Annotated in this window: 29 protein-coding genes and 1 pseudogene; 5 read left to right on the top strand and 25 right to left on the bottom strand. The window is 21.4% G+C overall.

Features of this window, described 5'->3' with window-relative positions; all coding sequences use genetic code 4:
- Positions 1-150 precede the first annotated feature (150 nt).
- Both AACK92_RS03060 and AACK92_RS03055 read right to left on the bottom strand, forming a co-directional pair.
- Complete coding sequence (locus AACK92_RS03060; RefSeq protein ID WP_339020155.1) at positions 151-534, bottom strand: ATP-binding protein; 384 nt, start codon at positions 532-534, stop codon at positions 151-153.
- A gap of 115 nt (positions 535-649) precedes the next feature.
- Positions 650-886, bottom strand: coding sequence for a hypothetical protein (locus AACK92_RS03055; protein WP_339020154.1), 237 nt, complete (start codon positions 884-886; stop codon positions 650-652).
- A 741-nt stretch (positions 887-1,627) separates the two neighbouring features.
- On the opposite strand from AACK92_RS03055, the gene AACK92_RS03050 reads away from it, so the two are divergent.
- The gene (locus tag AACK92_RS03050) at positions 1,628-1,927 is read left to right on the top strand and encodes a hypothetical protein (RefSeq protein ID WP_339020153.1); all 300 of its coding nucleotides are present in this window, start codon (positions 1,628-1,630) and stop codon (positions 1,925-1,927) included.
- Positions 1,928-2,290: 363 nt separating this feature from the next.
- Here the strand turns inward: AACK92_RS03050 and AACK92_RS03045 are convergent, their stop codons facing one another.
- The 8 genes from AACK92_RS03045 to AACK92_RS03010 all read right to left on the bottom strand — a co-directional run bounded on the left by AACK92_RS03045 (position 2,291) and on the right by AACK92_RS03010 (position 10,759).
- Entirely contained in the window at positions 2,291-3,184 is an 894-nt protein-coding gene (locus tag AACK92_RS03045) for a hypothetical protein (RefSeq protein WP_339020152.1), read from the bottom strand.
- A complete protein-coding gene (locus AACK92_RS03040) occupies positions 3,178-3,876 on the bottom strand; it encodes an ABC transporter ATP-binding protein (protein ID WP_339020151.1) in 699 nt (232 codons plus the stop codon). The genes AACK92_RS03045 and AACK92_RS03040 overlap by 7 nt, the downstream gene beginning before the upstream one ends.
- A gap of 11 nt (positions 3,877-3,887) precedes the next feature.
- On the bottom strand, positions 3,888-6,452 hold the full coding sequence (locus tag AACK92_RS03035) for an endo-beta-N-acetylglucosaminidase (RefSeq protein WP_339020150.1): 2,565 nt from the start codon (positions 6,450-6,452) through the stop codon (positions 3,888-3,890).
- Positions 6,453-6,563: 111 nt separating this feature from the next.
- Entirely contained in the window at positions 6,564-6,764 is a 201-nt protein-coding gene (locus AACK92_RS03030; protein WP_339020149.1) for a DUF896 domain-containing protein, read from the bottom strand.
- 34 nt (positions 6,765-6,798) lie between these two features.
- Positions 6,799-7,761: an ROK family protein gene (locus AACK92_RS03025; RefSeq protein WP_339020148.1), complete on the bottom strand. Its 963-nt coding sequence runs from the start codon at positions 7,759-7,761 to the stop codon at positions 6,799-6,801.
- A 154-nt stretch (positions 7,762-7,915) separates the two neighbouring features.
- Positions 7,916-9,190, bottom strand: a complete 1,275-nt coding sequence (yqeH, locus tag AACK92_RS03020) for a ribosome biogenesis GTPase YqeH (RefSeq protein WP_339020147.1) — start codon at positions 9,188-9,190, stop codon at positions 7,916-7,918.
- Positions 9,177-9,761, bottom strand: coding sequence for a YqeG family HAD IIIA-type phosphatase (locus AACK92_RS03015; protein ID WP_339020146.1), 585 nt, complete (start codon positions 9,759-9,761; stop codon positions 9,177-9,179). The genes yqeH and AACK92_RS03015 overlap by 14 nt, the downstream gene beginning before the upstream one ends.
- A 62-nt stretch (positions 9,762-9,823) precedes the next feature.
- The gene (locus tag AACK92_RS03010) at positions 9,824-10,759 is read right to left on the bottom strand and encodes a hypothetical protein (RefSeq protein WP_339020145.1); all 936 of its coding nucleotides are present in this window, start codon (positions 10,757-10,759) and stop codon (positions 9,824-9,826) included.
- An 89-nt stretch (positions 10,760-10,848) separates the two neighbouring features.
- Here AACK92_RS03010 and AACK92_RS03005 point away from each other — a divergent pair, with 89 nt between their 5' ends.
- The gene (locus AACK92_RS03005) at positions 10,849-11,673 is read left to right on the top strand and encodes a hypothetical protein (protein WP_339020144.1); all 825 of its coding nucleotides are present in this window, start codon (positions 10,849-10,851) and stop codon (positions 11,671-11,673) included.
- On the opposite strand, the gene AACK92_RS03000 is transcribed toward AACK92_RS03005, so the two are convergent.
- The 5 genes from AACK92_RS03000 to AACK92_RS02980 all read right to left on the bottom strand — a co-directional run bounded on the left by AACK92_RS03000 (position 11,670) and on the right by AACK92_RS02980 (position 15,022).
- Positions 11,670-12,476 (bottom strand): hypothetical protein, encoded by an 807-nt coding sequence (locus AACK92_RS03000; RefSeq protein WP_339020143.1) that lies wholly within the window; start codon positions 12,474-12,476, stop codon positions 11,670-11,672. The genes AACK92_RS03005 and AACK92_RS03000 overlap by 4 nt on opposite strands.
- A gap of 3 nt (positions 12,477-12,479) precedes the next feature.
- Positions 12,480-13,466, bottom strand: coding sequence for a hypothetical protein (locus tag AACK92_RS02995; RefSeq protein ID WP_339020142.1), 987 nt, complete (start codon positions 13,464-13,466; stop codon positions 12,480-12,482).
- 178 nt (positions 13,467-13,644) lie between these two features.
- Positions 13,645-14,157, bottom strand: coding sequence for a hypothetical protein (locus AACK92_RS02990; protein WP_339020141.1), 513 nt, complete (start codon positions 14,155-14,157; stop codon positions 13,645-13,647).
- Between the two features lie 69 nt (positions 14,158-14,226).
- Positions 14,227-14,649 carry a hypothetical protein gene (locus AACK92_RS02985; RefSeq protein WP_339020140.1) on the bottom strand — a complete coding sequence of 141 codons (423 nt, stop codon included), beginning with the start codon at positions 14,647-14,649 and terminating at the stop codon, positions 14,227-14,229.
- 4 nt (positions 14,650-14,653) lie between these two features.
- Positions 14,654-15,022, bottom strand: coding sequence for a hypothetical protein (locus AACK92_RS02980; RefSeq protein ID WP_339020139.1), 369 nt, complete (start codon positions 15,020-15,022; stop codon positions 14,654-14,656).
- Between the two features lie 152 nt (positions 15,023-15,174).
- On the opposite strand from AACK92_RS02980, the gene AACK92_RS02975 reads away from it, so the two are divergent.
- Both AACK92_RS02975 and AACK92_RS02970 read left to right on the top strand, forming a co-directional pair.
- Positions 15,175-15,504, top strand: a complete 330-nt coding sequence (locus AACK92_RS02975; RefSeq protein ID WP_339020138.1) for a helix-turn-helix domain-containing protein — start codon at positions 15,175-15,177, stop codon at positions 15,502-15,504.
- Positions 15,505-15,602: 98 nt separating this feature from the next.
- Positions 15,603-16,325: a DDE-type integrase/transposase/recombinase gene (locus AACK92_RS02970; RefSeq protein WP_339020137.1), complete on the top strand. Its 723-nt coding sequence runs from the start codon at positions 15,603-15,605 to the stop codon at positions 16,323-16,325.
- Between the two features lie 218 nt (positions 16,326-16,543).
- On the opposite strand, the gene AACK92_RS02965 is transcribed toward AACK92_RS02970, so the two are convergent.
- The 7 genes and pseudogenes from AACK92_RS02965 to rpsU form a co-directional block, all read right to left on the bottom strand.
- Positions 16,544-17,395 (bottom strand): hypothetical protein, encoded by an 852-nt coding sequence (locus tag AACK92_RS02965; RefSeq protein WP_339020136.1) that lies wholly within the window; start codon positions 17,393-17,395, stop codon positions 16,544-16,546.
- A 276-nt stretch (positions 17,396-17,671) separates the two neighbouring features.
- Positions 17,672-17,881, bottom strand: coding sequence for a Holliday junction DNA helicase RuvB C-terminal domain-containing protein (locus AACK92_RS02960; protein ID WP_339020135.1), 210 nt, complete (start codon positions 17,879-17,881; stop codon positions 17,672-17,674).
- A gap of 3 nt (positions 17,882-17,884) precedes the next feature.
- Positions 17,885-18,007, bottom strand: a pseudogene (locus tag AACK92_RS05820) (Holliday junction branch migration DNA helicase RuvB); the annotation flags it as partial.
- Between the two features lie 12 nt (positions 18,008-18,019).
- A complete protein-coding gene (locus AACK92_RS02955) occupies positions 18,020-18,589 on the bottom strand; it encodes an AAA family ATPase (protein ID WP_339020134.1) in 570 nt (189 codons plus the stop codon).
- Positions 18,579-18,719 (bottom strand): hypothetical protein, encoded by a 141-nt coding sequence (locus AACK92_RS02950; RefSeq protein WP_339020133.1) that lies wholly within the window; start codon positions 18,717-18,719, stop codon positions 18,579-18,581. The genes AACK92_RS02955 and AACK92_RS02950 overlap by 11 nt, the downstream gene beginning before the upstream one ends.
- Before the next feature lie 481 nt (positions 18,720-19,200).
- Positions 19,201-19,641, bottom strand: coding sequence for a hypothetical protein (locus AACK92_RS02945; protein WP_339020132.1), 441 nt, complete (start codon positions 19,639-19,641; stop codon positions 19,201-19,203).
- 91 nt (positions 19,642-19,732) lie between these two features.
- Positions 19,733-19,897, bottom strand: a complete 165-nt coding sequence (gene rpsU, locus AACK92_RS02940) for a 30S ribosomal protein S21 (RefSeq protein WP_100916524.1) — start codon at positions 19,895-19,897, stop codon at positions 19,733-19,735.
- 122 nt (positions 19,898-20,019) lie between these two features.
- On the opposite strand from rpsU, the gene coaBC reads away from it, so the two are divergent.
- The gene (coaBC, locus tag AACK92_RS02935) at positions 20,020-21,207 is read left to right on the top strand and encodes a bifunctional phosphopantothenoylcysteine decarboxylase/phosphopantothenate--cysteine ligase CoaBC (RefSeq protein ID WP_339020131.1); all 1,188 of its coding nucleotides are present in this window, start codon (positions 20,020-20,022) and stop codon (positions 21,205-21,207) included.
- On the opposite strand, the gene AACK92_RS02930 is transcribed toward coaBC, so the two are convergent.
- The 3 genes from AACK92_RS02930 to AACK92_RS02920 all read right to left on the bottom strand — a co-directional run bounded on the left by AACK92_RS02930 (position 21,191) and on the right by AACK92_RS02920 (position 25,274).
- Positions 21,191-22,972, bottom strand: coding sequence for a PTS transporter subunit EIIC (locus AACK92_RS02930; protein ID WP_339020130.1), 1,782 nt, complete (start codon positions 22,970-22,972; stop codon positions 21,191-21,193). The two genes, coaBC and AACK92_RS02930, sit on opposite strands and share 17 nt — an antisense overlap.
- Before the next feature lie 51 nt (positions 22,973-23,023).
- Positions 23,024-23,554, bottom strand: a complete 531-nt coding sequence (locus AACK92_RS02925) for a GNAT family N-acetyltransferase (RefSeq protein WP_339020129.1) — start codon at positions 23,552-23,554, stop codon at positions 23,024-23,026.
- Positions 23,555-23,630: 76 nt separating this feature from the next.
- Entirely contained in the window at positions 23,631-25,274 is a 1,644-nt protein-coding gene (locus AACK92_RS02920) for a hypothetical protein (RefSeq protein WP_339020128.1), read from the bottom strand.
- Positions 25,275-25,708 lie beyond the last annotated feature (434 nt).

Raw genomic sequence — 25,708 nt, 5'->3', positions numbered from 1 at the left:
AATGCCTTCAAATTCTATATTTAAATTAATTATTCCTTTTAATCTAGAAATTATTCTTGAACTAGATATATTATCAGATTTAGTGCTATAGTTTTTTTCTAACTTATCTATATCACAATTTGAAGTAATTATTGTAATTAAAGTATTATCTTATTTGCTCTTTTCAAACCTTTCATTTAATAAATTGTAAATATAAGGAAGTGTTGATTTATGAATAAATTCACTTCCTAAATCATCAAGAATTAAAATTTGTTTCTCAGATAAGCGACTAGGACTTGGTGCATAGATTCCTTCATAACCATTTTCTCAAGCTTGTTGATGTGATTTAATTCACTTTGAGATATTAACTATTTCAGAATTAGATTTTGAATTTTCAACAAATTTATTAATAAAAGTAGTTTTGCCAACTCCTGGTTTACCGTAGATATAAATTCCATTATTTTTAAAATTTTCTTTTTGTTTAACTTTTTCAAATAAAGAATTAAATTTTATATAATCTAAATCTTGATCAACATTGAATTTAGTTTTAATCATAAATTTTTTCTCCTATAAATTTTGTTACAAATTCTCTGTATTCTTGAGAGTTTTTATTATTTAACTATTCAAAGAAATTAGCTAAAATTTCTCCTGAAATCAGATTTATTTGCTTTTATCCTAAAGAGTAAATTATTTCTTGACAGTAATGAGTTTCTTTGGTTTTGTAATTAATAATATTGACTTCAATTCCAAAACGATTCTTATATTTACTAGATAAATAGTAATTTTTGTAAATTCAAATTAGTCCATTTGCAGTTCAAGGACTTTGAATTGCAAAAGCTGTTTTATTGCTATTTCAACCCTTAAATCAATGGTTTAACAGCCACACTTTTTTATTATTACTCCCCATAGATGTCCTTTCTATTTTCCCTGGGGAAAACTTATTTTTGTTTATTCAGTTTTTAATTTTTTATAATCAAGTGATTATAATCAAAGATTATTAATAATTTAAAATTAATTTCTAAGTTTAAAGTAATTAAACTTATTTTTAAATGGTTTTTATAAATAATTCTAGAATACAATCTAAGATTATAATCACCATATTTTTTTTATTTTTGTCATTTAGGTACTATAAAAAATAATTGCATTTGTTTTGTTAAACATTTAATAGCTTTAGCAACTTTTTTAAATTTTATCTTTGTCATGACATTTTTATTTTTATTTATATAGGTTTAGAGCACATATATGTGCAAAAATTTTATTAACTGCGAATTTGCAGATAGTTTAGATCACCTTTACTTTCTTAATCAAAATAAAAAACTGCTTTTTATAGCAGTTTTTTATATTTACTTGGGGTATTTAATACCCCCTTACTTTTTCCCTCGCCCAAACTAGCACATATGCATATAAAGTTTATGAATTTAATCCAGAATATAAAAAAGAATTAATAACTCCTGCTAAATATAAATTAAATTTAGCAGCTATAAATAAAGACAGATATAATTATTCTCTTAAATTATTTTTAAATGATGAAGACTTAACTTCTCATACAAGAGAACACATACAAAAAATATATAACTGAGGAATACAAGATAATCCAAATATAAATAATAAAAAATAAATTTGTTAATTATTTAAGGAGAAAATAAATATGAAAAAAATTTTACACATTATTTCAGGACTTTCACTTACAGCCCTTCCATCAAGAACCTTAATTAGTTGCAAAACAGAGCCAAAAAATGATTCAGATTACTATATTCCAAAACTTAATGAGCAGCCAAAATCAATTGAAGAAATCGAAAAACTAGCATGCATTGCATACGATAAAAATCAAGAATATCTAAATATTTATTATGAAAAATGAGATAAATACAAACAAAATATCTTAAATTGAAATAATTTAAGCGAAGAAGAAAAAAACGAACACAAAAACATTTTTTTTACTAATTAAATAGAATATCAAAAAGCCAGAATTTTTGTTTTTTGATGATTAAACACATATCAGTATAAATTTTATCAATTTAATCCAAAATATAAAAAAGAATTAATAACTCCTGCTAAATATAAATTAAATTTAACAGCTAAAAATAAAGAATTATATGATTACTCTCTTAAGTTATTTTTGAATGATGAATACTTAACTGACTATACAAAAAAACATATACAATATATATATAACTGAGGAATACAAGAAAATCCAAATGTAGATAATAAAAATAGGAATAGCTTTTAAAAATTATTCCTATTTTTATTTTTTATTGAAGTAATTACAAATAAAACTATTAAATTTAGTGTATTCAGTTTTTAACATAAATTATTTCACATTTCATTTAAAAGTAAAGTATGCTCCTGAAGCTAATAAAGTTGTATACAGTATCGATGTAATAATTGGCAATCATGTAATAAGATTAAAGCTTAAATATAATCTTGTTGTTACTGATGGATAAATAAGATCTTTTGCTCCATTAGCAATCATTAAATAACTAATTCATATTGAATGTTTATATGGTACAAAATAAGATACAACAGCTAACCCTTTTACAGTTCCCATTACTTCAGGAGATAAAAAGTTATCTGAAAAAACAATTGAGAATAATATAAAGAATGTTGTTATTGTTTGAGAAAGTGAAACACTTTTAAAAATACCACTAATTATTGTTCCTAAAAATATTGAAATTAATAAAGTGAAAATAAGTGAAAGCACTACACCTGTTCATCCCATTGAATCCATAAGTTCTAATTCTGTTACTAAAGGTTTTTGAGTTGAAGTACTTTTAATAACAAATGTTAATAGAATTAATATATAAGCAAAGTTTACAAGAAAAGAAACTATTCCTATTAAAAAGTTAAATAGCGTAATAGAAATTAAGAAGTTAGTTTTTGAAACTCCTGAAGAGTGAATTCTTTTTAAGAAAACTGAATTCTTTCATTCAGAAATTGTAATATTTACTAAAAATATTATAAAGAATGAAGAAATTTGAAAGAAACCAGCAATTTGAGCAATTTTAACTTCACTATGCCCTCCTTGAGTTCGATAAAAAATTTCAGCTGTTATAAATGTCATTGGAAGAACAAAAATATATAAGTAAGTTCTTAAGTTTTTTAAAACAGATATAGAAATTACTTTTAAATTATTTCAAACCATTAATGATTCACTTTTAAATCTTGATTCACTTTTATTTTGTTTTGGATTTTTTTTATTTAACATTTTTTCAATTCATCATTATAATAACTTATCATTAAATTTCTTATTGAACCAAATTCTTTAACAGCTTTTTTTACCTCTGCACTATAAAATAATTCTCAATCTTTTAAAATTACAAATCTATCACATAACTTTTCAATTTCTTCAGGAATGTGAGAAATAATAACTATCGTTTTGCCTTTTTCTTTCATCTTTTCAAAATAATCTATTAATTTAAATTGCATTTTTAAATCTAATCCAGTTATCATTTCATCAAGACAAATATATTTAGGATCATTTATAACAGATAAGAGAGTATTTAATCTCTGTTTTTGTCCACCACTTAAACTATTTAAATCTTTTTTTAAAAAATCTTCAATTTCAAAAATATTAATTAACTCTTGAACTTCTTTACTTTTTACAGCTTTAGAATTTTTTTTGAAATAATTAATTATTAAAGAGGAAGTTACACCTTTTGGTCAAAATCCTTCTTGAAATTGAATACCTATATTTTTATATCCATTTCTATTATTATCAACTAAAATTTCTCCTGAGCTAGGTTTTAACTGTCCAACTAAAATTTCCATTAAAGTAGTTTTACCACTACCATTTGATCCTAATAAACCAAAAACTTCTCCATCTTTAATTTCTAAGGAAATATTTTTTAAAACTTCTTTTTTACCAAAACTTTTTGAAACATTATTAATTTGTATCACTTTTTTTCACCCTAAATTTCAAATTTAATTCATTCTATTTTTTTAGTTAAGTTATTTGTAGCTTTTAAATAAAACTCATTTGTATTTTGATTAATATTTTTAATAAAATAATTATCTGAATTAGACATACCTATCATAGTTAATTTATTATTTGTATTTTTTTTATAAATTTCATAATAGCTATATATATTTTCATCAATTAAATTTTCAAAATTTAATCTTAAGTTTTTTAAATTTCATCTTGCAATTTCTAACTCGCTTTGAATTTTTGTTTGATCAGTTTTAGTTTCTTTTTTTACACTATTTTGAGATTCTTTTTTAACTACTGAAATTTGACCAACATTAATTTTAAATTTTTCTTGAGTAGCTTTAAAATTAATACCTATTTTAGAAACTGAATTAGCAACATCTTGTTTAATTGAAAATCAGCCATTCTCTAATTTAGTTGGTGTACTTGTTGTTGTAATTTTTGTATTATTTTGATCTTTTAAAGATAATTGAACTGTCTTTGCAACTTCTTGTGGAGCTTTAAAAATAATTTCAATTTCTTTATTATCATTTGTTAAATAGTTAGATCCCATTATTGTTCAATCATAGTTTTCATCTTTTTTTCAAGTTGCTTCTTGAATTTGTCCTTTATTATCATATCCTGATCCTAAAGCAATTGAATTACCTTTTAAATAAGGATCATAGTAATCATAATAACCACTAATTTTATCAAAAGCTGAAATTTGTTCTTCTCCTTGATTTATCATTCATTTATATGTTTGTTGAACATCTGCAATATTTGTATTGCTTCATGGATAATTTTTAACTACTTCATACTTAGATGAATTACTATAACTTGCAAATCTATTTCCTTGTCCTGTAGAAAAATTAGTTATAAAGTTTTTATTTTTATCAATTAAAGTAGTTTTTTCTGAAACTATATTTCCTACACCTGAGCTATATTTTTCTGGATTATTTTTTATCTCTTCATCAAATTTTGAACTTGGAAAATAAGAAAGACCTATATCATTGTTTGAAAGAGATTTTTTCTTTCCAGTATATAAAATATCATCATAATTATTTGCAGCAACAATACCATAAGTATCTAAATCCATACTTTTTTCTTTAGATATACTATCCATTTCTTGAGTTGCTATATCATAAGGGACATGTCCTGCAAATAAAGCCATAGAGTTTTGAGCTCCTCCATGTTCACTACCTTTATTTTTATATTTTATTTTTCCATTTTTATAATTATTTACTAGTTTTTCCATACTCTTTGGATTAGTTGAATCAAAAGGTTGATCATTTTCATCTAATAAAAGATGAGTTAAATCTCTAAAATCTCTTGTTCCAATTTTATTGCTGTCAATTCAAATTTTTCCCCCAACTCATCCTCCTGAATTAAACATGTTATAAATTTCAAATTTTTCAGTTTCATTTAAATTTTTTGCATCAACAAATGATTTAACTTCATTTGGAAAAACATAAAAATCATTTAAAAATTGATTAGTGTTGTTATAAATTTGTTCTACTTCTTTATCTGAAGCAATACCATTTTTATCTACTGATAGACTTCCATAGTTTTTATATCCTATAACAAATAAATTTTGAATTTTTGAATCTCGACTTTTTTTAATTTTTTCTTTCAACTGTTTCATAATTTCTATAGATATTGTATAATCCATAACAAATCCATTTGGATTTGAGCCATTAGGTTCATTGTTTCAGAATCACCCATCAAATCCTAAATTAATTGCCATATTAATTAAAACATCTACTACTAAATAATTTCCAGAATTATCTTTTTCTAAGAAACCACTTACATTCTCTTTTGTTAAACCATGATATCCGTCTAAAAAAATATTTCCTAAAATTTTAGTTCCATTAATATGAGCTTTTTCAACTTGATTTTTTGCTGGAGGTACAATTATTCCCTCATCAATTGCTCCTGCTCAACTCACTAATACATCATTGTATTGATAATTATTAAATGATCTCTCATAAGTTCTATTTTGTCCAATAATTGTATTTTCATTTGAAGTTGATTCAACTATAGTAGACATATTCATTTCTTTAACATTTTTGTCTTGTGTATCTACTCAATTATTTTTTAGCTTTTCACTATCTTGTAATTCAATTCTTGATTTATTATATTTTGCATCTAAATCTTGATCAAATTTTCAATCAACTAATTTATTAATTCTTTGATAATAATCTTTTTTTTGAATTAATTGCACATCAGAAAGTCTTCCTCCATTAGGTAAAAATTTACTATTTAAAGGTACTCCTGTTGTTGCTTGTTTTGCTATTTCATTTTCTGTTTTAAATCCTGTATTATTTTTTGACAAATCAAAAAACTCCGCTTTATTTAAAACATCTATTTTTCCTAAGTTTTTAAATTCTTCTGGAGCATCTATTGTTGATATTCCATCATAATTTTTAAAATATGGTTCTTCTTTAGTTCAGTTATAATCACTCAACTTTGATAAATCTGTTCCAAATGTTTTTCTCCCACATGCAACAGTACTAACAGTTGATGAAGACACAATACCAACTATTGCCAATACACTTAATAACTTTTTCATTTTCATTTCCCTTATAGGAATTATATGATTATTACGATTTGCTATAAAAAAAAAAAAAAAACATAAAATGCTTTTTATACAACTAAAATATTTTATTTAAATAACTTACTTTTATTTCTTAATATTTCTTTTTATTTCATTGCCATCTTCATCAACAACAATTAAATTTTCAAGTTGTTGTTCAAATCCTGATCTAAATAATTTAATATACTCTTGTCTTAACTTATCTCTTTCTTTTAATTCTTCTTGAGTTAAATTTCTTTTTTTTGCAATAGCAGCTAATTCATTGATTCTTTTTAATAAATGTTCCATAAATTAAAATCCTTTCATAAAAAATGATTGAAAATTAGAATATTTTTCAATCATTTAAAGCATAGTATGCACTACCTATTATTGTTGAATCATTTCCAAGTTCAGCAAATTCAATAGTTAATTCTTCTAAAAACATATCAATTATATATTTTTTAATTTTTGTTTTGATAATTTCAATTAATTTATCTCCCAATAAAGTCAATGCTCCACTTAAAACAATTGCTTCAGGATCTAAGGCATTTATCATTGAAGCCATATGCATAATAATTGGTTCAAGTGCCTCTTCTAATAAATCTTTTATTTCAACAGGATAATCTTCTTTTTTAAAAACTTCAACTATTTCATTAAATGTAATTTCTTCTTTATTTTTAAAGAATTTAGCTGCTGGATGATTTCTTTTATTTTTAAAATATGTTTTAAAATGATTTTCAATTCCTGAAGTTGATGACAATGGTTCAATACATCCTTTTAACCCACAAGGACAATGATATTTTGTTTGAAAAATACCTCCACCATGTCCAAATTCTCCTGCAAATCCTCTAGATCCTGGTGCTAATTTTCCTTCAGTTATAATAGTTCCACCAATTCCTTTGTCAATATAGTAAAAAATAATAGAATCAAATTGTTTTGCAACACCAATTCAAAATTCGCCCAATGCACTTGCGTTTGCATCATTAACTACAAAAATTTGTTTCTTAAACAATTTTTCAGCTTCTTCTTTTACATTATAGTTTTTTATTTGTAAATTTGCAGAATATTTTATTATACCAAGAATGTGATCAACATAACCACCCATTGCTATACCTACTTTTTCTACTTCATTTTCATAACTTATACCAATAGTTTCTAAACCTTCTATTATTTTATTATATAAATTTGGCAGTAAATTATCTAAATTATGGTCAACTAAAAATTTAGCTTGTAAATCTCCATATTGATTAACCAAACCCACTTTTGATGATGTAATGCCTATTTCAACGGCTAAAACTAATTTCATTAATAGTCCTCCCCAAGATTGATTAATATAAATATAAAATTTTTAAGTATTTAATAATAGCAAATTTTATAATATTTTATTCTTTTTATGCAAAAAGTATTTTACTAAAAAATGTAAAATACTTAGTAATAATTAAATTTTTTATATTTTTAATTTATATTAAAGCATCTAATTCTGATACTTTAATTCCATATTCTGTTTTTGGAACTGTTACTGATACTTTTAAACCTTTATAAGTTTTAAAAGTAATTCATCCTAAACCAGAAATGTGTAAATTAACTTTTCTTTCACTGTCATAATCAAATACTTTAGTTTCAAAAGTTATATCACTGTTCAATAATCTTGGAACAAGCAAATGACGATTCTTTTTAAAATAAATCTGAGCATTTATCGCTTTTGTTCTGTGTAAAGGCATTTGCTTATTTACATATAAGTGAAAATTGGTCTTAATTTCTTTTCCATTTTTTTCGCTAAAAACTTGTCCCTGTTCAAAAGTAAATCATGCAAGTCCTCCATAAAATATTGATTGACCAGCATTTAACTGATAAGTGACTTGTTTAATTTCTTTTTGAAAGAAAAAGAAATATCAATAATTTGGAGCTGTTGCAATAGCAATATGATTGTGTTTTACAAGTCCTGGTGTATCATAAACAAAATTATTCTCTGTAAAATTAATTTTAATTTTATCCAAAGTAGTATTTACATACTTTGAAGTAATTATTGAAGGAATTTGTTTATTTAATTTTAAACAAGCATTAATTAAACTTGATTTTCCAGCATTTGAAATACCAACAATATATTGATCATATTCTACTGATTTTAATTCATTTACAAGAGAATAAACATAATCTTGTTTAATTGAACTTGTCAAAATTATTTTTGAATTTCGAATTGGTGAATCTTCAAAAAATTTATTAATATAATTAAATATTTTCAACTTTTTAACAGATTTAGGAAATAAATCAATTTTATTTACAAGTATAACAACTTCTTTTTTAGAAATTAATTTTTCTAATCAAGTTAATCTACTTCCAGGTAAATCAAAAATATCTACAACATAGTAATATCTTATTTTTTTAGTTGTTGAATTTATTTCATCAATTATATTAATAAAATCTTGATCATTAATTTCTTGTTCTACAAGTTTGTTATAATATTTAATTTTAAAACATCTCAAGCATAAATCTTGTTTTTCAATATTTAAACTAAATCCTGGTTGTTTATCATTAGTATTTTGAAACTGTTTTCCACAACCAATACATTTTTTTGGTTCATTAGAATTAAAATTTGTTGTATTTCCAATACCTGGAGTTGATTCAATTAATCTAACTTTACTTTTTTGTTTAATTTTGGTATTTGAATTAGTTTCTACTTTTAATGATTTATCTTGAACATTTTCATCTAATTTAACTTTATTAGAGAATTTCATAATTGCCCCCTATTTCTCCTTCGTTATAAAAACCTTCGTGTAAAATATTTTTTTGTGATAATTTTTTTAATATATGTTTTTCTAAAAATTGAATAATTTTGCTTTCTTCTTTATTTCTACTTAAAGGTGAAACTAAAATACTTTTAATATGAGCTCTATTTGCAACAAGAACATCAGTTACTAATTGATCACCTATTAAAATTATTTCTTCTTCTTTATATTTAAATAATTTTTTTACAATTTTCATTTTTCCTGAAAAAGGCTTTTTACAATCTCAAAAATAATTTTTTATACCTGCTTTTTTTGCAAAATTTTCAACTCTTCTTCTGATATTATTTGAAAATAATACAAATTCCATATTATGAGAATAAACATTTTTTACAAAGTTTATAACATCAATTGATGGTATTCTTTCATTTCATCCTATTAACGTATTGTCCATATCACACATTATAAGCTTAATTCCACTATTTTTAAGTGAATCTAAATTAACTTTTTCATAACTTTCTAAATAAATTGATGGTTTAAAATAGTTTAATAATAAGAAATTAGTTCTCTTTTTTTTCGCCATTTTTACACCTCTAATCAACTATAATTATACCAATATTATTGGAATTTACTTTTTTTGGAAAACTAATATTTTTTTATATATACATTTTTTGAATAAGATACATGAGTAAATTCATAAACAAATGATAAAAATTCCAAAACCTTTAGAACATCATTGTAACAATGTTCTATAACTTTTTTTATATTTTTATTCATTTGTTTATACTCTTCAAAATCAATTTTGGCATCTTTTGATTTTGATAAAAATGAGTAAGCATTACAACACATTGAATAAATATCTTCTTTTTCATCTTTTAATAAATTTTGATTTATTTCCTCAAATCAATCAAAAAACTTTTTAGTTCCTGTTAAAGCAATCATTTCTTCATTTTGCTTTCCTTTAGGTAAATTTTCTCTTTTTCAAAATTCTTCTCCTGTTTTAGTAGTATTTGAAAAAGAAAAGGTTTTTTCTAAAATATCATAAATATCAAAATAATTTGCATTTAATTCTTTTGACTCTTTATTATAAAAAGCCATTTTCAAAGTTTTTCTTGCAAATAATTTTTTATTTTCATTAATTCATTGATTAATAATTTTAATATCATTGCTGGCCCCTGCACAAACAATTGTTCTAATTTCTTTGTTTCTACACATATTTAAAAACGAAACTATCATTTTTGAATATTGATCAAAAAAATCATATGTTTTATCATTAAAATTTCTTTTTATTGTTATTGATTTTATAGCTTTTTTATTATCTCTATTAGAAATTTCTTTTAAAGATTTTGCAAATGAATATTGAATAACATAAACTAAATCTTTATTAGTTTCATTATACAATTTATTATTATTAATTCCAATATCATGAGAATGATTAAAAAACTCTGTATCTAAAACTATTATTGGAAATTGAATGTTTTCAAGAATTTTTTTAGATGCTTCTCTATCAAATCTGAAATTTTGATTTTCATTTAATAAAAAACATCCCTCATCGATAATTTTTATTGAATTTTTTTTCATAATAATGTACCTACTTTTAAATAAATAATATCATATTTTTAAGTTCAAAAAGTAAGCAATATAATATAATATATATAAAGGTGATAACAGTGAAAAATTTAAAAGAATATATAGATAAGATTTCTGTAGATTGATTTAAAAAATTTATAATACAAAAAATAGATAATTTTAAATCTAGTTTTTTAGATGACAATGATCCAGGTTTTGGCAGTTTTTCTCCAGATATAAATGTTACTTCGTATATATTAAATAATATTAAATCTGATATTGAAGAAATTAAAGAATATAACGAAATAAAAAATTTCATTGAAAAATATAGTTTAAATATTAAAAATAGTGACGATATGAAAAATATTGGAGGAGCTGCTCAATTGGAATTATTTGAAATTATTCAAAAAAATCCAAACAATATTCAAGAAAAAATAACTGAATTAGTTATTAAAATGCAAATAAATAATATAATAAAAAATTTAAGTAAATCTCTAAATATAGTTGATAATTTAATGAGCAAACTTGGTGAAGATACCTTATTAGATGAAATTGAATATGAAGATTTAAAATATATTTTAGAAGTAAATCTGAAAAAAACATTAAAAAAATTTAAAATTTGAAATATAGAAAATCAAAAGCAAAGTGATTTTTACAAAGAGGAAATGAAAATAGTTGAAAATGATCCTGATTTTGATAAAAAAAGAGAAGCTAGCAAGATTATAGAACACTATTTTGAAAATATAATTAGTCAAGAAATTAATGAAAATGAAATTAGTGAAATTAATGTTGAAAAAATTAACGAAAACTCTAAAATAATAGTTTTTAATAAAGGAATAATGATTAGTGAAGAGTTAAGAGGAAAAATTGAACTTATAAATCAAATTTATCAAAATAGCAATTTATTTAAAAAAAGCAATGTTTAGTCATTGCTTTTTTTAACAAATTTATAATTAACACCATCAATTTTTAATTCATTTTTTTGATTATCAAAAATTATTTTATCTGTTAAATTCAAAAATAATTCTGTACTTGCTCTATAAATTAAATTAGAAATAAATTGAGTTTGTTCTGCTTCAGATAATGAACCTTGAATCTCAAAATATTTTTCATTAGTTTCTTCATTTTCTTTCATAGCATCACTAACTTTTAAATTAAATTCTATTCCATTAATAATTTTATTTATAAATAAAAATGTTTCTTCTTTATCTAAAGGTGTTGAATTACTTAAAGAAGCCAAGATTTTTCCCTGCTCTTTTCAACCTTTTTTTATTGTTAAAGCAAGTTCTGATTCAATAATTGTACTATAGTTATTTTCATCAATTCTTTCTACATCAACTAAGTTTAAAAATATATTTTCAACTATAATTGTCATTCCTGTAAAATCATACTTATCAGTTGAAATTATTAATGGTTTATAAATTTCTGACAATACACTAATAAATTTTTTTTCCTCTTCAGTTCTAACTATTATTATATTATTTTCAATTTTATTTGAAGATAAACTAGAATCAAAACCAAAATGCTCTCATGAATTATTTATAAATTCTAGATATTTTAAATTATAAGGTTTTATAACATCTTTATTATTAAAAAAAATATTTATTTCATTTGTTCCGCCTTTATAACTTTTTGATGCAATTGTTACAATTGGTTCACAAGAAACACTTAATGCAGATGCAAGTGTAATAATAATTATTGAAGAAAAAATTGAAAAAATTTTTTTCATTACTTAATTTCCTTTCTCTTCTACTTTAAAATTTATATTAATAACTATTTCTTTAATTTCATCATTGCCTATTTTGAATGATTTTAAATTATCTGATTTATATATTTTTTTTGAATCATTTTTATTTTTTTTAATTTCTACTTGCTCTGTGAAGTTTAAATTATTTTGATAATAGTTAAATAATTTTTCTACACTTTGCTTTGTTAAAAATTCATTTTTCTTATTAATATCTTCAAAATTAATTATTAATTGTTTGCCTTGATTTTCATTTTCCTTTTTAGGTATAGTTACAATATCTTCAATTTTTGAATTTTTTGAATTCAAAATTAAATCAATAGTATCAATTGTTAATTTTATATTTTCATCAAAAAAATAAAAAGAACTATCCATTTTTTTATTATCACTAGATATATAAATAGAATCTTGCTTTGATCAAAGAATTAATTCCTCACTTTTTTCATCATTATTTTTACTAAAAAAATAAATATTATTTTCATAATTTACATTCAAATTTAAATTACTAAAATTATAAAATATACTTTCATTAAAATCTGGAGGAATTAAAAATCATTGAGCTAAATCATCAATTGCATATTGAATAATAATTTTATCTTTATCAGTTGTATTGTAATCATTTCTTGTAAGTTCTTTACCATTAAATGAATTATTCTGATTGCATATAAAACTTTTACAATCTAATCTTATTTCATTATTTTTAAATTCAAGTTTTTGAACTTTTTTATTTGCATAATTAAGAGCTAAATTTCTTAAAACTTCAGAATTTGGTTTTGGAACTTCTTTTAAATCAGGTAACATTGAAAAATTTATACTTTGATTTTCACTTTTTGTAGAAAATACAATTCCAAAAGCTTTATTATAATCTGTATTATAAAAACTACTTCCTGTTTTTGGATTCCCACATGAAGTTACAGTTAAAATTGAATAACTTATCAAAGTTATTGAAGATAAAAAATTTAGTATTTTTTTCAATGTTTTCACCACCTAAATTATAACAAATAAAAAAAGAGATTAGAATTTAATCTCTATAATGGTTGTGGGAAATATTAATATATTTATAAAATAAGATTTTTAAAAAATCTATATTATTATCTTCTACTTAAGTTTTGTTATCTTAATTAGACTATTTTTATAAAATAGCAGTCTTATATTACATTTGAGGTTTTTCAGTTTTTGGATTTCCTTCTTCTCAAAAATTAATTGTTAATATATTTTCAACAAATCTAATTGAAATTTCAATGTTATTAATTGGTACACTTAAAAAGCCATTTGTGTACTTAACTGCAATATGAACTAATGTTAGTGCAATCATTTCAGGTTCAGATTTAATAAACTCTATTGGACTCATATTTTTAAATTCTTCAAGAGCATAATTTTCATACATTTCATTTTTTAATGAAATAATACCCTTTTGTCATTCTTGCATTAATCAATCAATTATTTTATTATCAATTGCTAATTTATCATTTATATTTGAATAAATAACATCTGATCATCATTGTGGAAATTTTTTAATAGCTTCTTCAACAGTTTTGTAAATGATAAGTTCTTTAAATACTTGATCTTTATTTGCTGTTCCTTGAATCATGCAAAATGTTGTACCATCAAGAAAAGAAACTTTACCTAAACTTGATTTTTTTAAATTATAAATTTTTTTTTCCATTTTGAAACTACCTCCACAATTGAATCACTATTATTATAGCACTTAGATTTTCTATTACTATATATCTAATTACTTAACTTTTATAGAATCAATTTTATTTACTTTAGCAATTTTATTTTTATAAGCTAAATTATTTATAAAAATTAAAAGTAAATGATGACAAATAATTCAAATAATAAATATAAAAGTCAACAGCAACATATAACCTGCAACTGATTTTCCAACAAATAAATTACTAAAATTTAAAAATTGATATGGTCATGCAGGTGCAAAAAAGTAATCTTTTTCATACATAGTTCCTCTTACATAAATATAAATCATATATAAAAATGAATATAAAATAGTTATTCAAAAATCTCATCTTTTTCATAAATCTAAATAATTATATTTTTCTTTTCCAATAGTAAATCAATATAGAGCAATTAAAGTTAAAGGAGCAATAAAATTAGTAATTATCGTACAGGTAATTTGTCCTTTTGTATATCTGCTCAATTCATTAGGATCAATTGAGAAAAAAATAAATAATTCCAACTCAAAAAATAATAAATACAATTAAATTTAAATTCATAATAGTAATTCTAAATCTTGTGCTTGTAACACCATAATTTCTTTTATTAAAATTTAATACATAAAAGATTAATCAAACTATTGTCATTGTATTTACTTGAACTGAAAAAAAACTCATTAATATATCAAAATTTGTAAAATATTTTAGTGAATATGTTGTAGATGATCAATTATCTATATATCAAAATTCTTTAAAAGCACACAAATAAAGACCTCAAATTAAGAAACCTAAAAAAACTACTGCTAAAACAAGATGACTATATCAAAGTCAATTTTTATATAATACTTTTTCTTTCATTTTTTTTCCTTTTTAAAGACCCTTATAAAACAAATATATAATTCAAATTGATATCAATCATTCTATAAAAAAAAAAAAAAAACGGAAAAATAAATTTGAAGGTTCTCCCATTTTAGGAGACACTTTTATATAATAATAGAAAGGAAAAATATATGGCTAAAAAAGGACAAAAGTTTAGAAAATGAACTCAAGAAGAAAAAGAAAAAATTATTGAATTAAGTTTGAATTGCTATTCTCTAAAAGAAATAGCATTAAAATTTAACTCAACTACTGGATCAATTGGAACAATAATTAACAAATATAAAAATGCAAAGATAAGTGAAGCAAAACCTCGTTTGCCTTATAAAATAGATTACAGCATATCTCAAAAGGCAAATGATTTGTTTGTAGGAGTTCTATTCGACTATAATAAAGAATTAATTAAGGAGAATAATATTTTAAAAAAGCAATGAGCCTCCAAGGGTAAAACCAAAAATAAATAATTCAGGAATTATTAATAAATACGAAATATAATCGAACAATAATTTGCAAAATTTTAAATATCAATAGAACATCAACATATAAAGAAAATAAAACTTTAATGAATTTCCTCAATGATACAAGAATTATGAATTTAGTGATTTCAGAAATTGAAAAAAATAATTTTCTTAGTGCTTATAGTGCTAAAAGATGATCTTTATATTTTAAATTGAATTATATTGACCCTTTTAGGATAAATCACAAAAAATTAGAACTTATATTTAAAAAATTTAATCATATTGCATATTATATTAAGAAACAAACTAAACATGAAATTAAAAAATATAAAGAAACTATTAGAAAAAATTATCTTAAAGAAGCAAAAGAAATGGGATTTAAAAAAATTTGAACTAGTGACATAACTCAATTTTTAGTTAAAACAAAAAAAGGTTATATTTGCACAGTTCAAGATAATTTAACTGGAGAAATAATAGTAAAATCTAAAAGAATAGATAATCAAAAAACAAATTTTATGCTTGAAGCTGTAAAAATGGCATATAAAAATAAAAAATATTTAGGTCCAATATTATTACATTCAGATAATGGAAATCAATATACTTCTGAAAACTACATAAATTTATGTAATGATTTGCAAATCATTAGAAGTTATTCAAAACCAGGAACACCTCATCATAATGGCAAGCATGAAAGTTTTCATAGTCGTTTAAAAGATGAAACTATAAGAACATGTCATATTGAAAACATTAATCAATGCTTAAAAATAGCATGAGCATGATTAGATTTTTATAATAATGATAGAATTAGAATAAATAAAAAATGATAAAAAAAAAAAAAAACGTTCCCTCTATAGGGGGAACCTTCAAATAAAAAATAGGCATAAATATGCCTACTCACTTTAGAGTTTAAAATTAATAATTATTAAGTTAAAAATACCAACTTATGTAGACATTAAAAATTTTAAAATTATTATTTTAGTTTTTAAAGTATTTTTTTAAAGATTTATTCAAATATTTTAATATCCATTTTTATTATCTTTGTCTTTTACATTTGCAAAACTTTAAATTCTTTAAAGTTAATTAATATTTGTTTATTTAATTTTAATATATTAATTTCATCTGACATCATACCTTTTATTCCAACAACAATATTAGCGTGTTTTATTTTTTCCATTTCAGATAAAAATATTTCCATCATTTCTTGATTATCAATAATTGATTGACAAATTAGAATTGCTTTAACTTTATTTAATATTTTATATCTTTTTAAAATAAATATTATTTTTTTAACTTCTTCTTTATTTTCAAAAATACCATCAATTAATAAAATGTCTTTTTTTGTTACTTTTGAAATATAATCTGTTTTATACATTTTTAAAAAAGAAGTAATTTCTCCACCAATTAAATTACCTTTAATTATTTTTTTACCAAAAAATTTAGGATTATTTAATTCTATTTCTTCAATATCTTTTTTAATTGATATTTTTTTAATTAAAGAGACATAAGTTTTATCTTTAGATTCTAAATTAAAATTACTTATAAAATTTGGCCCATATAAAACTTCATTTGAAGTAAATTTTAAAATAGCATTTAAAAACGGTGTTATAAAAGAGTTACCACAAAAAATTATTTTTGATTTATTTATTTTTTTTCAATTAACTTTTTTAATAAAATTAAGTTCATCTTTTTTACAAAAAGTTGGCAAGGCTATAAAAGGATTTCTATTGATTATTCTTTCAAAATCCTTTTCAATTAGCTCTTGTGTATTATTTTCTATTTTATTTTCTGGAACAATTACATTAAAACCCTTATTTTTAAAGAATTCTATTGAGTTTTCAAAATAACTTATATCATTTTTTTCAACACAATCAATTATATTAAATGCAGCTATTTTCATAGTTATCTCCTTACTCATATTATTTTATCACTTTTAATATGTACTTTTAATTAAAAATACCAGGTTATAAAGAATAATAATCATTTTATTTTATTTCAATTAAATATAGATAAATAAATTAATAATTTATAACAAATATTGTAAATTTTCTTTTAATAACAAAATTCTATTTTAATGTTAAAGGTTTCATTGTTTTTTTAATTTTAAATAACAGATTTATCTACAAGAAAATTAAGTGAACTTTCAAACATGATTTTTTAAGTTTACAATAAAAATTTATAAATTTTGTTTTAGCCATTCTCTTCCCTTATTAGTTTTTTCAATTAAAAAATTTCTAATTAATAAAGGTTCAATATTTTTTATTATTATTTGTTGTTGAAGTCCTAATATTTGTTGAATAGTTTCAATTCCCAAATAATTATAATTGTTTAATAATTTTAAGTAACTAACTTCTTGATAATTTAATCCTGAATCATAAATTTCCAATTTTTTAAAAATATCTTTTATTAAATTTATATCTATATTTTTATTATCTAGAATTATTAGATAATCATATATTCTTTTCAGTAAATTAATAGCTACTCTAGGTGTATTTTGACAAAATTTAGATATGTACTTAAATATTTAATCATTTAAGTTTATATTTAATTTTTTGCTATTTATTTTAAGTATCTGAAAAATTTCAAAATCACTGTAATGCTGAAAATGAAAGCATATAGGAAATCTATTTACAAATGTATTAGTTAATTTATTTAATTCCGTTGTAGCTCCTATTAAAGTGAAATTTGGAATTTTTATATTTACAATTTTTGAATTATATTCCTTTCCAATAATAATATTTAGTTTATTGTCTTCTAAAACTGGATACAAAACTTCAAAAACCTCTTTTGAAACTGAATGAATTTCATCTATAAATAAAATTTCATTTTCTTTTAAAGAAGTTAAAGGAGAAATAATATCACTTGGTTTTTGCAAACTTGGACCATTAAGAACATATATTTTCTTTTGCATTATTTTTGATACTAAGTATCCCAAACTAGTTTTGCCTAATCCAGAAGAACCATGAATTAAAATATGATCTAAACTTTTATTTCTTTTATTTGCATATTGAACAAAAACATTTAAATTTGAAATTACATTTTTTTGTCCTATAAATTCTTCTAAACAAGATGATCTAAAAATATTAGTTTCCATAAGTATTTAAATTTGAAATAGCTTTTCTTAAAATAATTTCTTCAGTTAAATTAAAATCAATTTGTTGAATTGATCTATAAATATCTGAAATTTTATAACCTAATTTGTTTAAAGAATTTATGATTTTCATTTGTTTTAAACTATATTTTTCATCAAATATTTTACTTCTAATTTCTTGTACAATTTTTTTACAAATTGTTTCTGATAATTTAGTTTTTGAAATAATTTGATCAATATTTTGCTCTTTGCATAATTTTATAAACTCTTCACTTTTTATTTTTAGAAATATTTTTTTAATAGTTGTTATTCCTACATTTTTTATATTTAAAAGAATTTCACAAAGATCTCTTGATTATTTTTTATTAAAAAATAAAAATTCATTAATAAATTCATTTTTATAATTTATTACATATAAATTTATTTATTGATTTTTTTCTAAAAAATCATTAAAAAGTTTTAAACCTTTATAACCTATATTTGCAGATTCAACAATTATTAAATCTGTTGAAATATCTTTTATTATACATTTTAAATAATACATATTAATCCCCTTTTAAAAAATCGACTTAAAATATAAAAAAATGAAATTTTTAAAAAATTTCATTTTTTTATTATTTACTAATCTTTTTAGTTTTTGTTTTTTTGTTTATATTTGACATTTGTATTTTTTCAATGTTAGCTTTAAAAAATGCTTCTCTTTCATTTCTTAATTCATTAGCTCTTTTTTTATTTAACGGTTTTTTTTCAATTGAAAGTCTTTTTCTAATTTCTTCAGCATCATTACTTTTACCTAAATTTAGTGCTAAATTAATTCTTTCTTTTTCTGCAATTGATTTTCTAACTCCTTCAGGTAAATCACTTAAGTAATCTTGACCTTTTGAGTTTTTATAAGAAGCTACTTTATTAGCTTGTTTTACTAATTCAACTTTTGAAGTCATATCAGGAATTATAATTTTTTGTTTATCAATTTTATTAAGATTTGGATTTTTTTTGCTTAAAGCATCAAGTCTTAAAACTTTAACTTCAACTGATGATGAATTTCTTATTGCCATAGTTATCTCCTTGTTTATTAATTAAGTACATTGTTATTATATCTTATTTGTTAATAAGAAACTCAAATAACAAAAAAATAAAAAATGGATACTATCCAAATTTTTTATTTTGCTTTTGTTTGTAAATACGTTTTTCTTTTTTACTTAAATGATATTCACGTTTTCTTGCCTCTGATTTATTTGAAGCAGCTACTTTTTGAAAACGTTTTAGTGTTTTTTCAATTGGTTCACCTTCGCGTACAACAACACTTGCCATTTTTTCAACTCCTAGTCAAAAATTATTATAAATTGTTAATTTAATTATGTCTATATTTTTTAAGAAAAAAATAAAAATAATCAAAAAAAATAAGATAATAATAAAAGAAATGGGCATTAAATATGAAAAAACAAGTAAATTTAATAATTACAGGTGGAATTGCTGCAAGCAAATCCTTAGAACTTTACAATTTATTAAGAGAAAAATTTGAAGTTAAAATAATTGCTACAAAAAATGCTAAAAGATTTATTAATTTAAATGATATTGATCATCTAGAAGATATTTTTGACAAGGATTTTTATGACAACCATCATTATGGTGAGCACATAAAAATAGCTTTTAAAAGTTCACTAAACATAGTATATCCTGCAAGCTATAATTATATAGGAAAAATATCTAGTGGTATAGCTGATGATATTGCAAGCTTAATATTTGCTGTTTCAAATTATAATACTATTTTATTTCCAAGTATGAATTCAAATATGTATTTAAATTCTATAAATCAAAGAAATAAAGAAATATTGCTTTCTACCAATAAAGTTGAGTGAATTGAACCAAAATTTGGAAAATTAGCAAGTGGTCATGAAGGTATAGGAAGAGCTTTAGAACCAATAGAAGTTGTAGAAGTTATAGATAACTATTTAAATAACTTTAATAAATTGAAAGAAAAATCTATTTTACTAAATTTCGGAAAAACAAGAAGTTATATAGATAAAGTTAGATACATTACAAACGCAAGTAGTGGAAAAATGGGTAATGAATTAAAAAATATCTTAAAAAACAACTCTAAGTACCTTAAAACAGTATTTGGTGATACTTTAGTTGCCAACAATATTGATAAAGATAATATTTATGTAAAAACAAACAATGAAATGCTAAAAGAAATGTTAAAAGATTATGAAAAATATGATGTAGTTATTTGTAGTGCTGCATTATATGACTTTGAAGTTAAAAATTATATTGATAAAAAAATTGAAAAAAGATCAATAAAAGATGAAGATATGACTATCTCTTTGTCACCTTCTGTTGATGTTTTAAAAGAACTTGGAAAACAAAAAACTCATCAATTTTTAGTGGGTTTTTCTCTTGCAAATGATTTCAACTTAGAAAAAGCATGAAATAAGCTAAATGAGAAAAATTTAGATATGTTAATTGTTAATTTAGCAAATGCAATGGAATCTGAATTCAATGAAATTAAAATATTATTAGCTAAATCAAAAAAAGTTATTGAATTTGAAAAATTAAAAAAAGATAAAGTTGCTTTTAATATTTTAAACATAATAAATAGTTATATTAATGTCTTTTTTTAATTTTTCTATTTTGATATATTTTATCTAATAAAATAATAACCTCTTCATTTTCTGGTTTTATTGAAAGTATTACATTATTTTCTTTTTTTTCAATTTTATTAAAATAATTAAATAATTTTTTTAAATCAGGTTCACTTTTAAATACAATTTCTATTTCACTATCTTTTAAATGATAATATTTAACATTTTTAAATCCGCCTAAATCTTCAATAAACAATTGCAAATCATTTCTTAATTTTTTTGCATTCATATTAATTAAATTTTCTTTCTTATTAAAAAATTTAAATCAGAAAAATGCTATTGCAAATATTACAATTGCTGAGAAAATACCAATTAATGGAATAATTCATATTCTTGTGTTCACTCCATTAACAGTTGGAACAATTCCACTTAATGTAAAATCAAATAAACCTGTTGAAAAAGAAGTTCCCACTTTAACTTTAAATAAAGAAGTAATTGCAGCTAATAAACCATTAAACGGACAATAAATTGAAAAGTAAAATAAAGGCATTGTAAAACAAAATAAGTACTCTACAGGCTCTGTTACACCCACAAGCATTGCAATTAATGCAGCAGTTAAATAAATACCAACTTTTGCTCTTTTTTCTCCTTTTGGAGTCATTATAAACATTAAACAACTTAATGCTGGAAGAACAAAAATTGAATTAACATATCCCCCAGATATGAATCTACTTATTCTTAATTCTGAATTTCAACAATCATCAACTGTTATATATTTATTTGTTGAAACAATATTTCAAATAATTTGATCTCCACTTGGATTTGTTGCAAAAATATTATTTGTGTTTTTAAATCATTCATTCATTGAATTAAATAATAACTCATAAATTATATGTTCATTTAAATATTTAGAAAAAATATCAATTATTTCTTGTTGACTGTGACCTTTTTGCGGAATTGAAGCTAATAGATCAATTGTTTGAATATTTTCTGGAGATGTTACTCGATATAAATATTGAATTAATAAGTCTTGTTGATATTCATTTAAACTTCCCCCAATTTGTGTATATCACATTGGTGATTGTCATAATAAACTTGATCCAAAAGGAATTAGCATTCTTTGAATTGTTCTGAAAATAAATGAATCTAATCCAATTGAAGTTTTAGCAACTCCACTTCCAATTGTAGTTAAACCAAAACCAATTACAGGTCAAATGATTATAAAAAGTGAAGCAAATATTAAAGAAACTATAACAGATAAAATAATAACTAGTTTCTCTTTAGCAAAAAAATCTAATCCTTTAGGAAGTTGTGTATCTTTAAACTTATTGTAAATATAAGTTACATAAATTCCTATTAAAATTCCTCCAATTACTCCAGAATTAAATGTTTCTATTCCACCAAAAAATAACTTTGATAAATAAGCATTTACTGAAAGATTATGTCAAAATCAGATATTAAAAAAAGTACTCTCATTATTTTTATTTATTGAAGCTGCTATAAAAACATTTACTACAAGATAAGATAAAACTCCAGAAAAAACTGCAACTCCTTTATTTGAAGTAAAACCAATTATTATTGCAAGTGTAAATCAAATACCAATATTAGAAAATAAGATACTTCCTATTTCTTTTAAAAACCTTACATTTGTAGCATTTCCTATTGATAAAATAATTCCAAAAATAGGCATTAAAATAATTACAAAACCAAAACTTGATCCAACTTTTTTAAGAAAGCTTTTCATTCTATTTTTTGTATATCATGATATATCAAAACCATTGAAAAGTTGTTGGTCTACTTGCATTATTTTTACACCTCATAATGTTATTTTAGCATAAAAAAATGGCTTTATATTCTAACTAATATTGCCATTTTTTTTATTAATTCAAAATCTTTTATACTCTATTTGATTAATTTCTCTTAAATCTTCTAAAATTCCATTATTTTTACGAATAACTTTTTCAGAAATTATATTATCTTTTTTGCAAGTTACTAATATTTCAAATATATTATTTTTTTGACATTCTTTGATTGCTTGCTTAAGTATTTCTGTTGCATATCCTTTTTGTCTTTGACTAGTAACTACAGAATAACCTATATGTCCTCCAAAATTTAATAAATAACTATTTAAAGATAATCTTATATTTACAAATCCTACTAAATCATCAGATTCATTAATAACTAAATATTGAATAAAAGGAACCAAATTCGAATCTAAATCTTTTTTATTAATAAAGTCTAATCATTTTTGTATTGAATCATAACTAACAATATTTGAACTACCTTCAATACCACTTTTTATATTATCAACTTTAAAAAATTCCTTAATTGCATTTACTAATTTTTGCTCATAATCAATTTTAGGTTTAACTAATTTTATTTTCATATTCACTTTCCTTTAATAAATTACTTTTCTATATTAAAAAAAATAAAAAAATAAATTAAATTTTATTTTTTATAAATTATTTTTTTGTAACTAATCTATATTTTTTTAAATTAACTTTTGAAGAACTGTGATTATTATTTCTTTTTTTAATTTCTAGTTCTTTTAATTCTTCTTTAGAAATTATATTAAGAGCTTTTTTTCTTTCAAGAGAACTTATTCTCTTTTCATCTTCTTCAAATTTATTTTGATTCTTCACTTCTATTGAAATATTATTTTTATTTTTAAATGAAATTTTTGGTTCCTTATTTTCTTTTAAATTTTGTAATTCTTCAAATAAAACTTTACGCATATTTACTTCTTCAACTGATTTTAAATCATTATTTTTATTTAATTTAATGTTACTATTAGATTTTTCTTTTATAGTTTTTACAGCATTAAAAGCTTTTTTCTTTGAATTTAATACTTGATTAATAGACTCAGCTCTTCATTTTTTTTCAAGAATTTTATGAGTAGTATTAAATTTTATTTTTTCTTTTTTCAATGTTTCTTCAAAATTGTCTTTTAGTTTTTTCTTTTTAGATTCTAATTCTCTAAGTTCAATAATTTTTTTTTCTTCTTTTAATTTTATTAATTCTTTTTCAAGTTGCTCTTTTTCTTTTAAAATTTTTTCAATTTCTTTTTCTTTTGCTCTATTTTTCTTTTTAATTTTTTTTATTATTTTTTCAGCACTATTTTCTTTTAACATTTTTATATCTTGTTTTGATTCTTGTTTAGTTGAAACTATTTTATTATATTTATAATTTTTTATTTTATTTTTTATTAAATCAATATTAGGAAGTTCAATTTCTAACTCATTTTTATTTTCTAATTTCTCTTGTATTTCATTTTCATCTTCATAATCATCATCTTCAAATCCAGGCACATCAAAAAAAGTTTCTAAATCTATTTCTAATGATTGTGAAATATCTTTATCATCAAAAAGAAGATCCTCATCTAAACTTTTTTCATAATAATACTCTTTATTTTTAACATTTAAAATTTTATTATCAATAATTTTATTTGGTATTTTATCAACTGTTTTATAAGTTTCAATTGCTTCAGATATTTCTCTTAATCTCTCATTTGCAAATTTAATTATATTCAATTTTATTTCTTGAGTAATTTCATCATCATCAAGTTTTGCTTTTTGATATTGTTTTTGAGCAATTTTTATTTTCTCTTGTTCTTCTAAAACTGCTAACTCTATTCTTCTTTTTTTATTTTCTAATTCTTCTAATTTAGAACTTCTATTTTTTTCTTTTTTATTTTTAATAAACATAGATTCTTTATAATTTTTTAAATATTCATGATGATGATTATTATCTTGATTATTTAAAAAATTAATTATTTCATTATTGTTATCTTTTTTTGTAAAAATTTGTTGTATTCTTAAAAGATTTGTCTGACGATTTTTAATATTTAATTCTTGTTTAAAATTTAAACCATAATTTGCATCTTTGTTTTTTATATATTCTTGTTCAAGCAAAAAGTTTTCAATTTCTAAAAGGTTTGCTATATATCTTCCTATATTTTCTTTTATTTCATCACTTGTTGAAGAAAATTCAGCAGTAATTAAATTAATTGTTGAAGGATTTAAATTTAAATTTATTAAATCATCTATTATTTTTCTAATTGATGATGATAAATTATAATTATTAATTTCAAAACCATGTCTTATCATTAAAAAACCTCCTAAAAATACAAAATATTAAATATATTATATCAAAAAAAGACTGCTTTTATAAGCAACCTTATCTAATCCTAAATTTAAATTGAATAAATTCCTAGTTAAGTCTTGACTCATACTTCCACATTTTAAAAAATTAATAAATAGAGTTTTTTTATCGTAAGTGTTTATAATATTAAAAGATTAATTTATTATTTCAACTTGAAATCTATTACTGTAAATAATAACTAATTTATGTTTTACACTAATTAAATATACTAAATACTTAACTGTTTCTTTTACTATTTCTTTTTACTCATTTGACATATTTTTTAAAGTATTCTCTTCAAAAGCAACAACATTTTTTCTTTTAAAATAAAATATTTTACAATTTATTAGCATATTATCTTAGTAATTAAAAAAATATAAGTTATAAAACTTATATTTCT

The sequence above is a fragment of the Spiroplasma endosymbiont of Atherix ibis genome, assembly GCF_964020005.1.
GTDB lineage: Bacteria > Bacillota_I > Bacilli_A > Mycoplasmatales > Mycoplasmataceae > Spiroplasma_A.
Note: the sequence above shows the minus strand (reverse complement) of the source record. Positions and strands in the feature narration are given on the sequence as shown.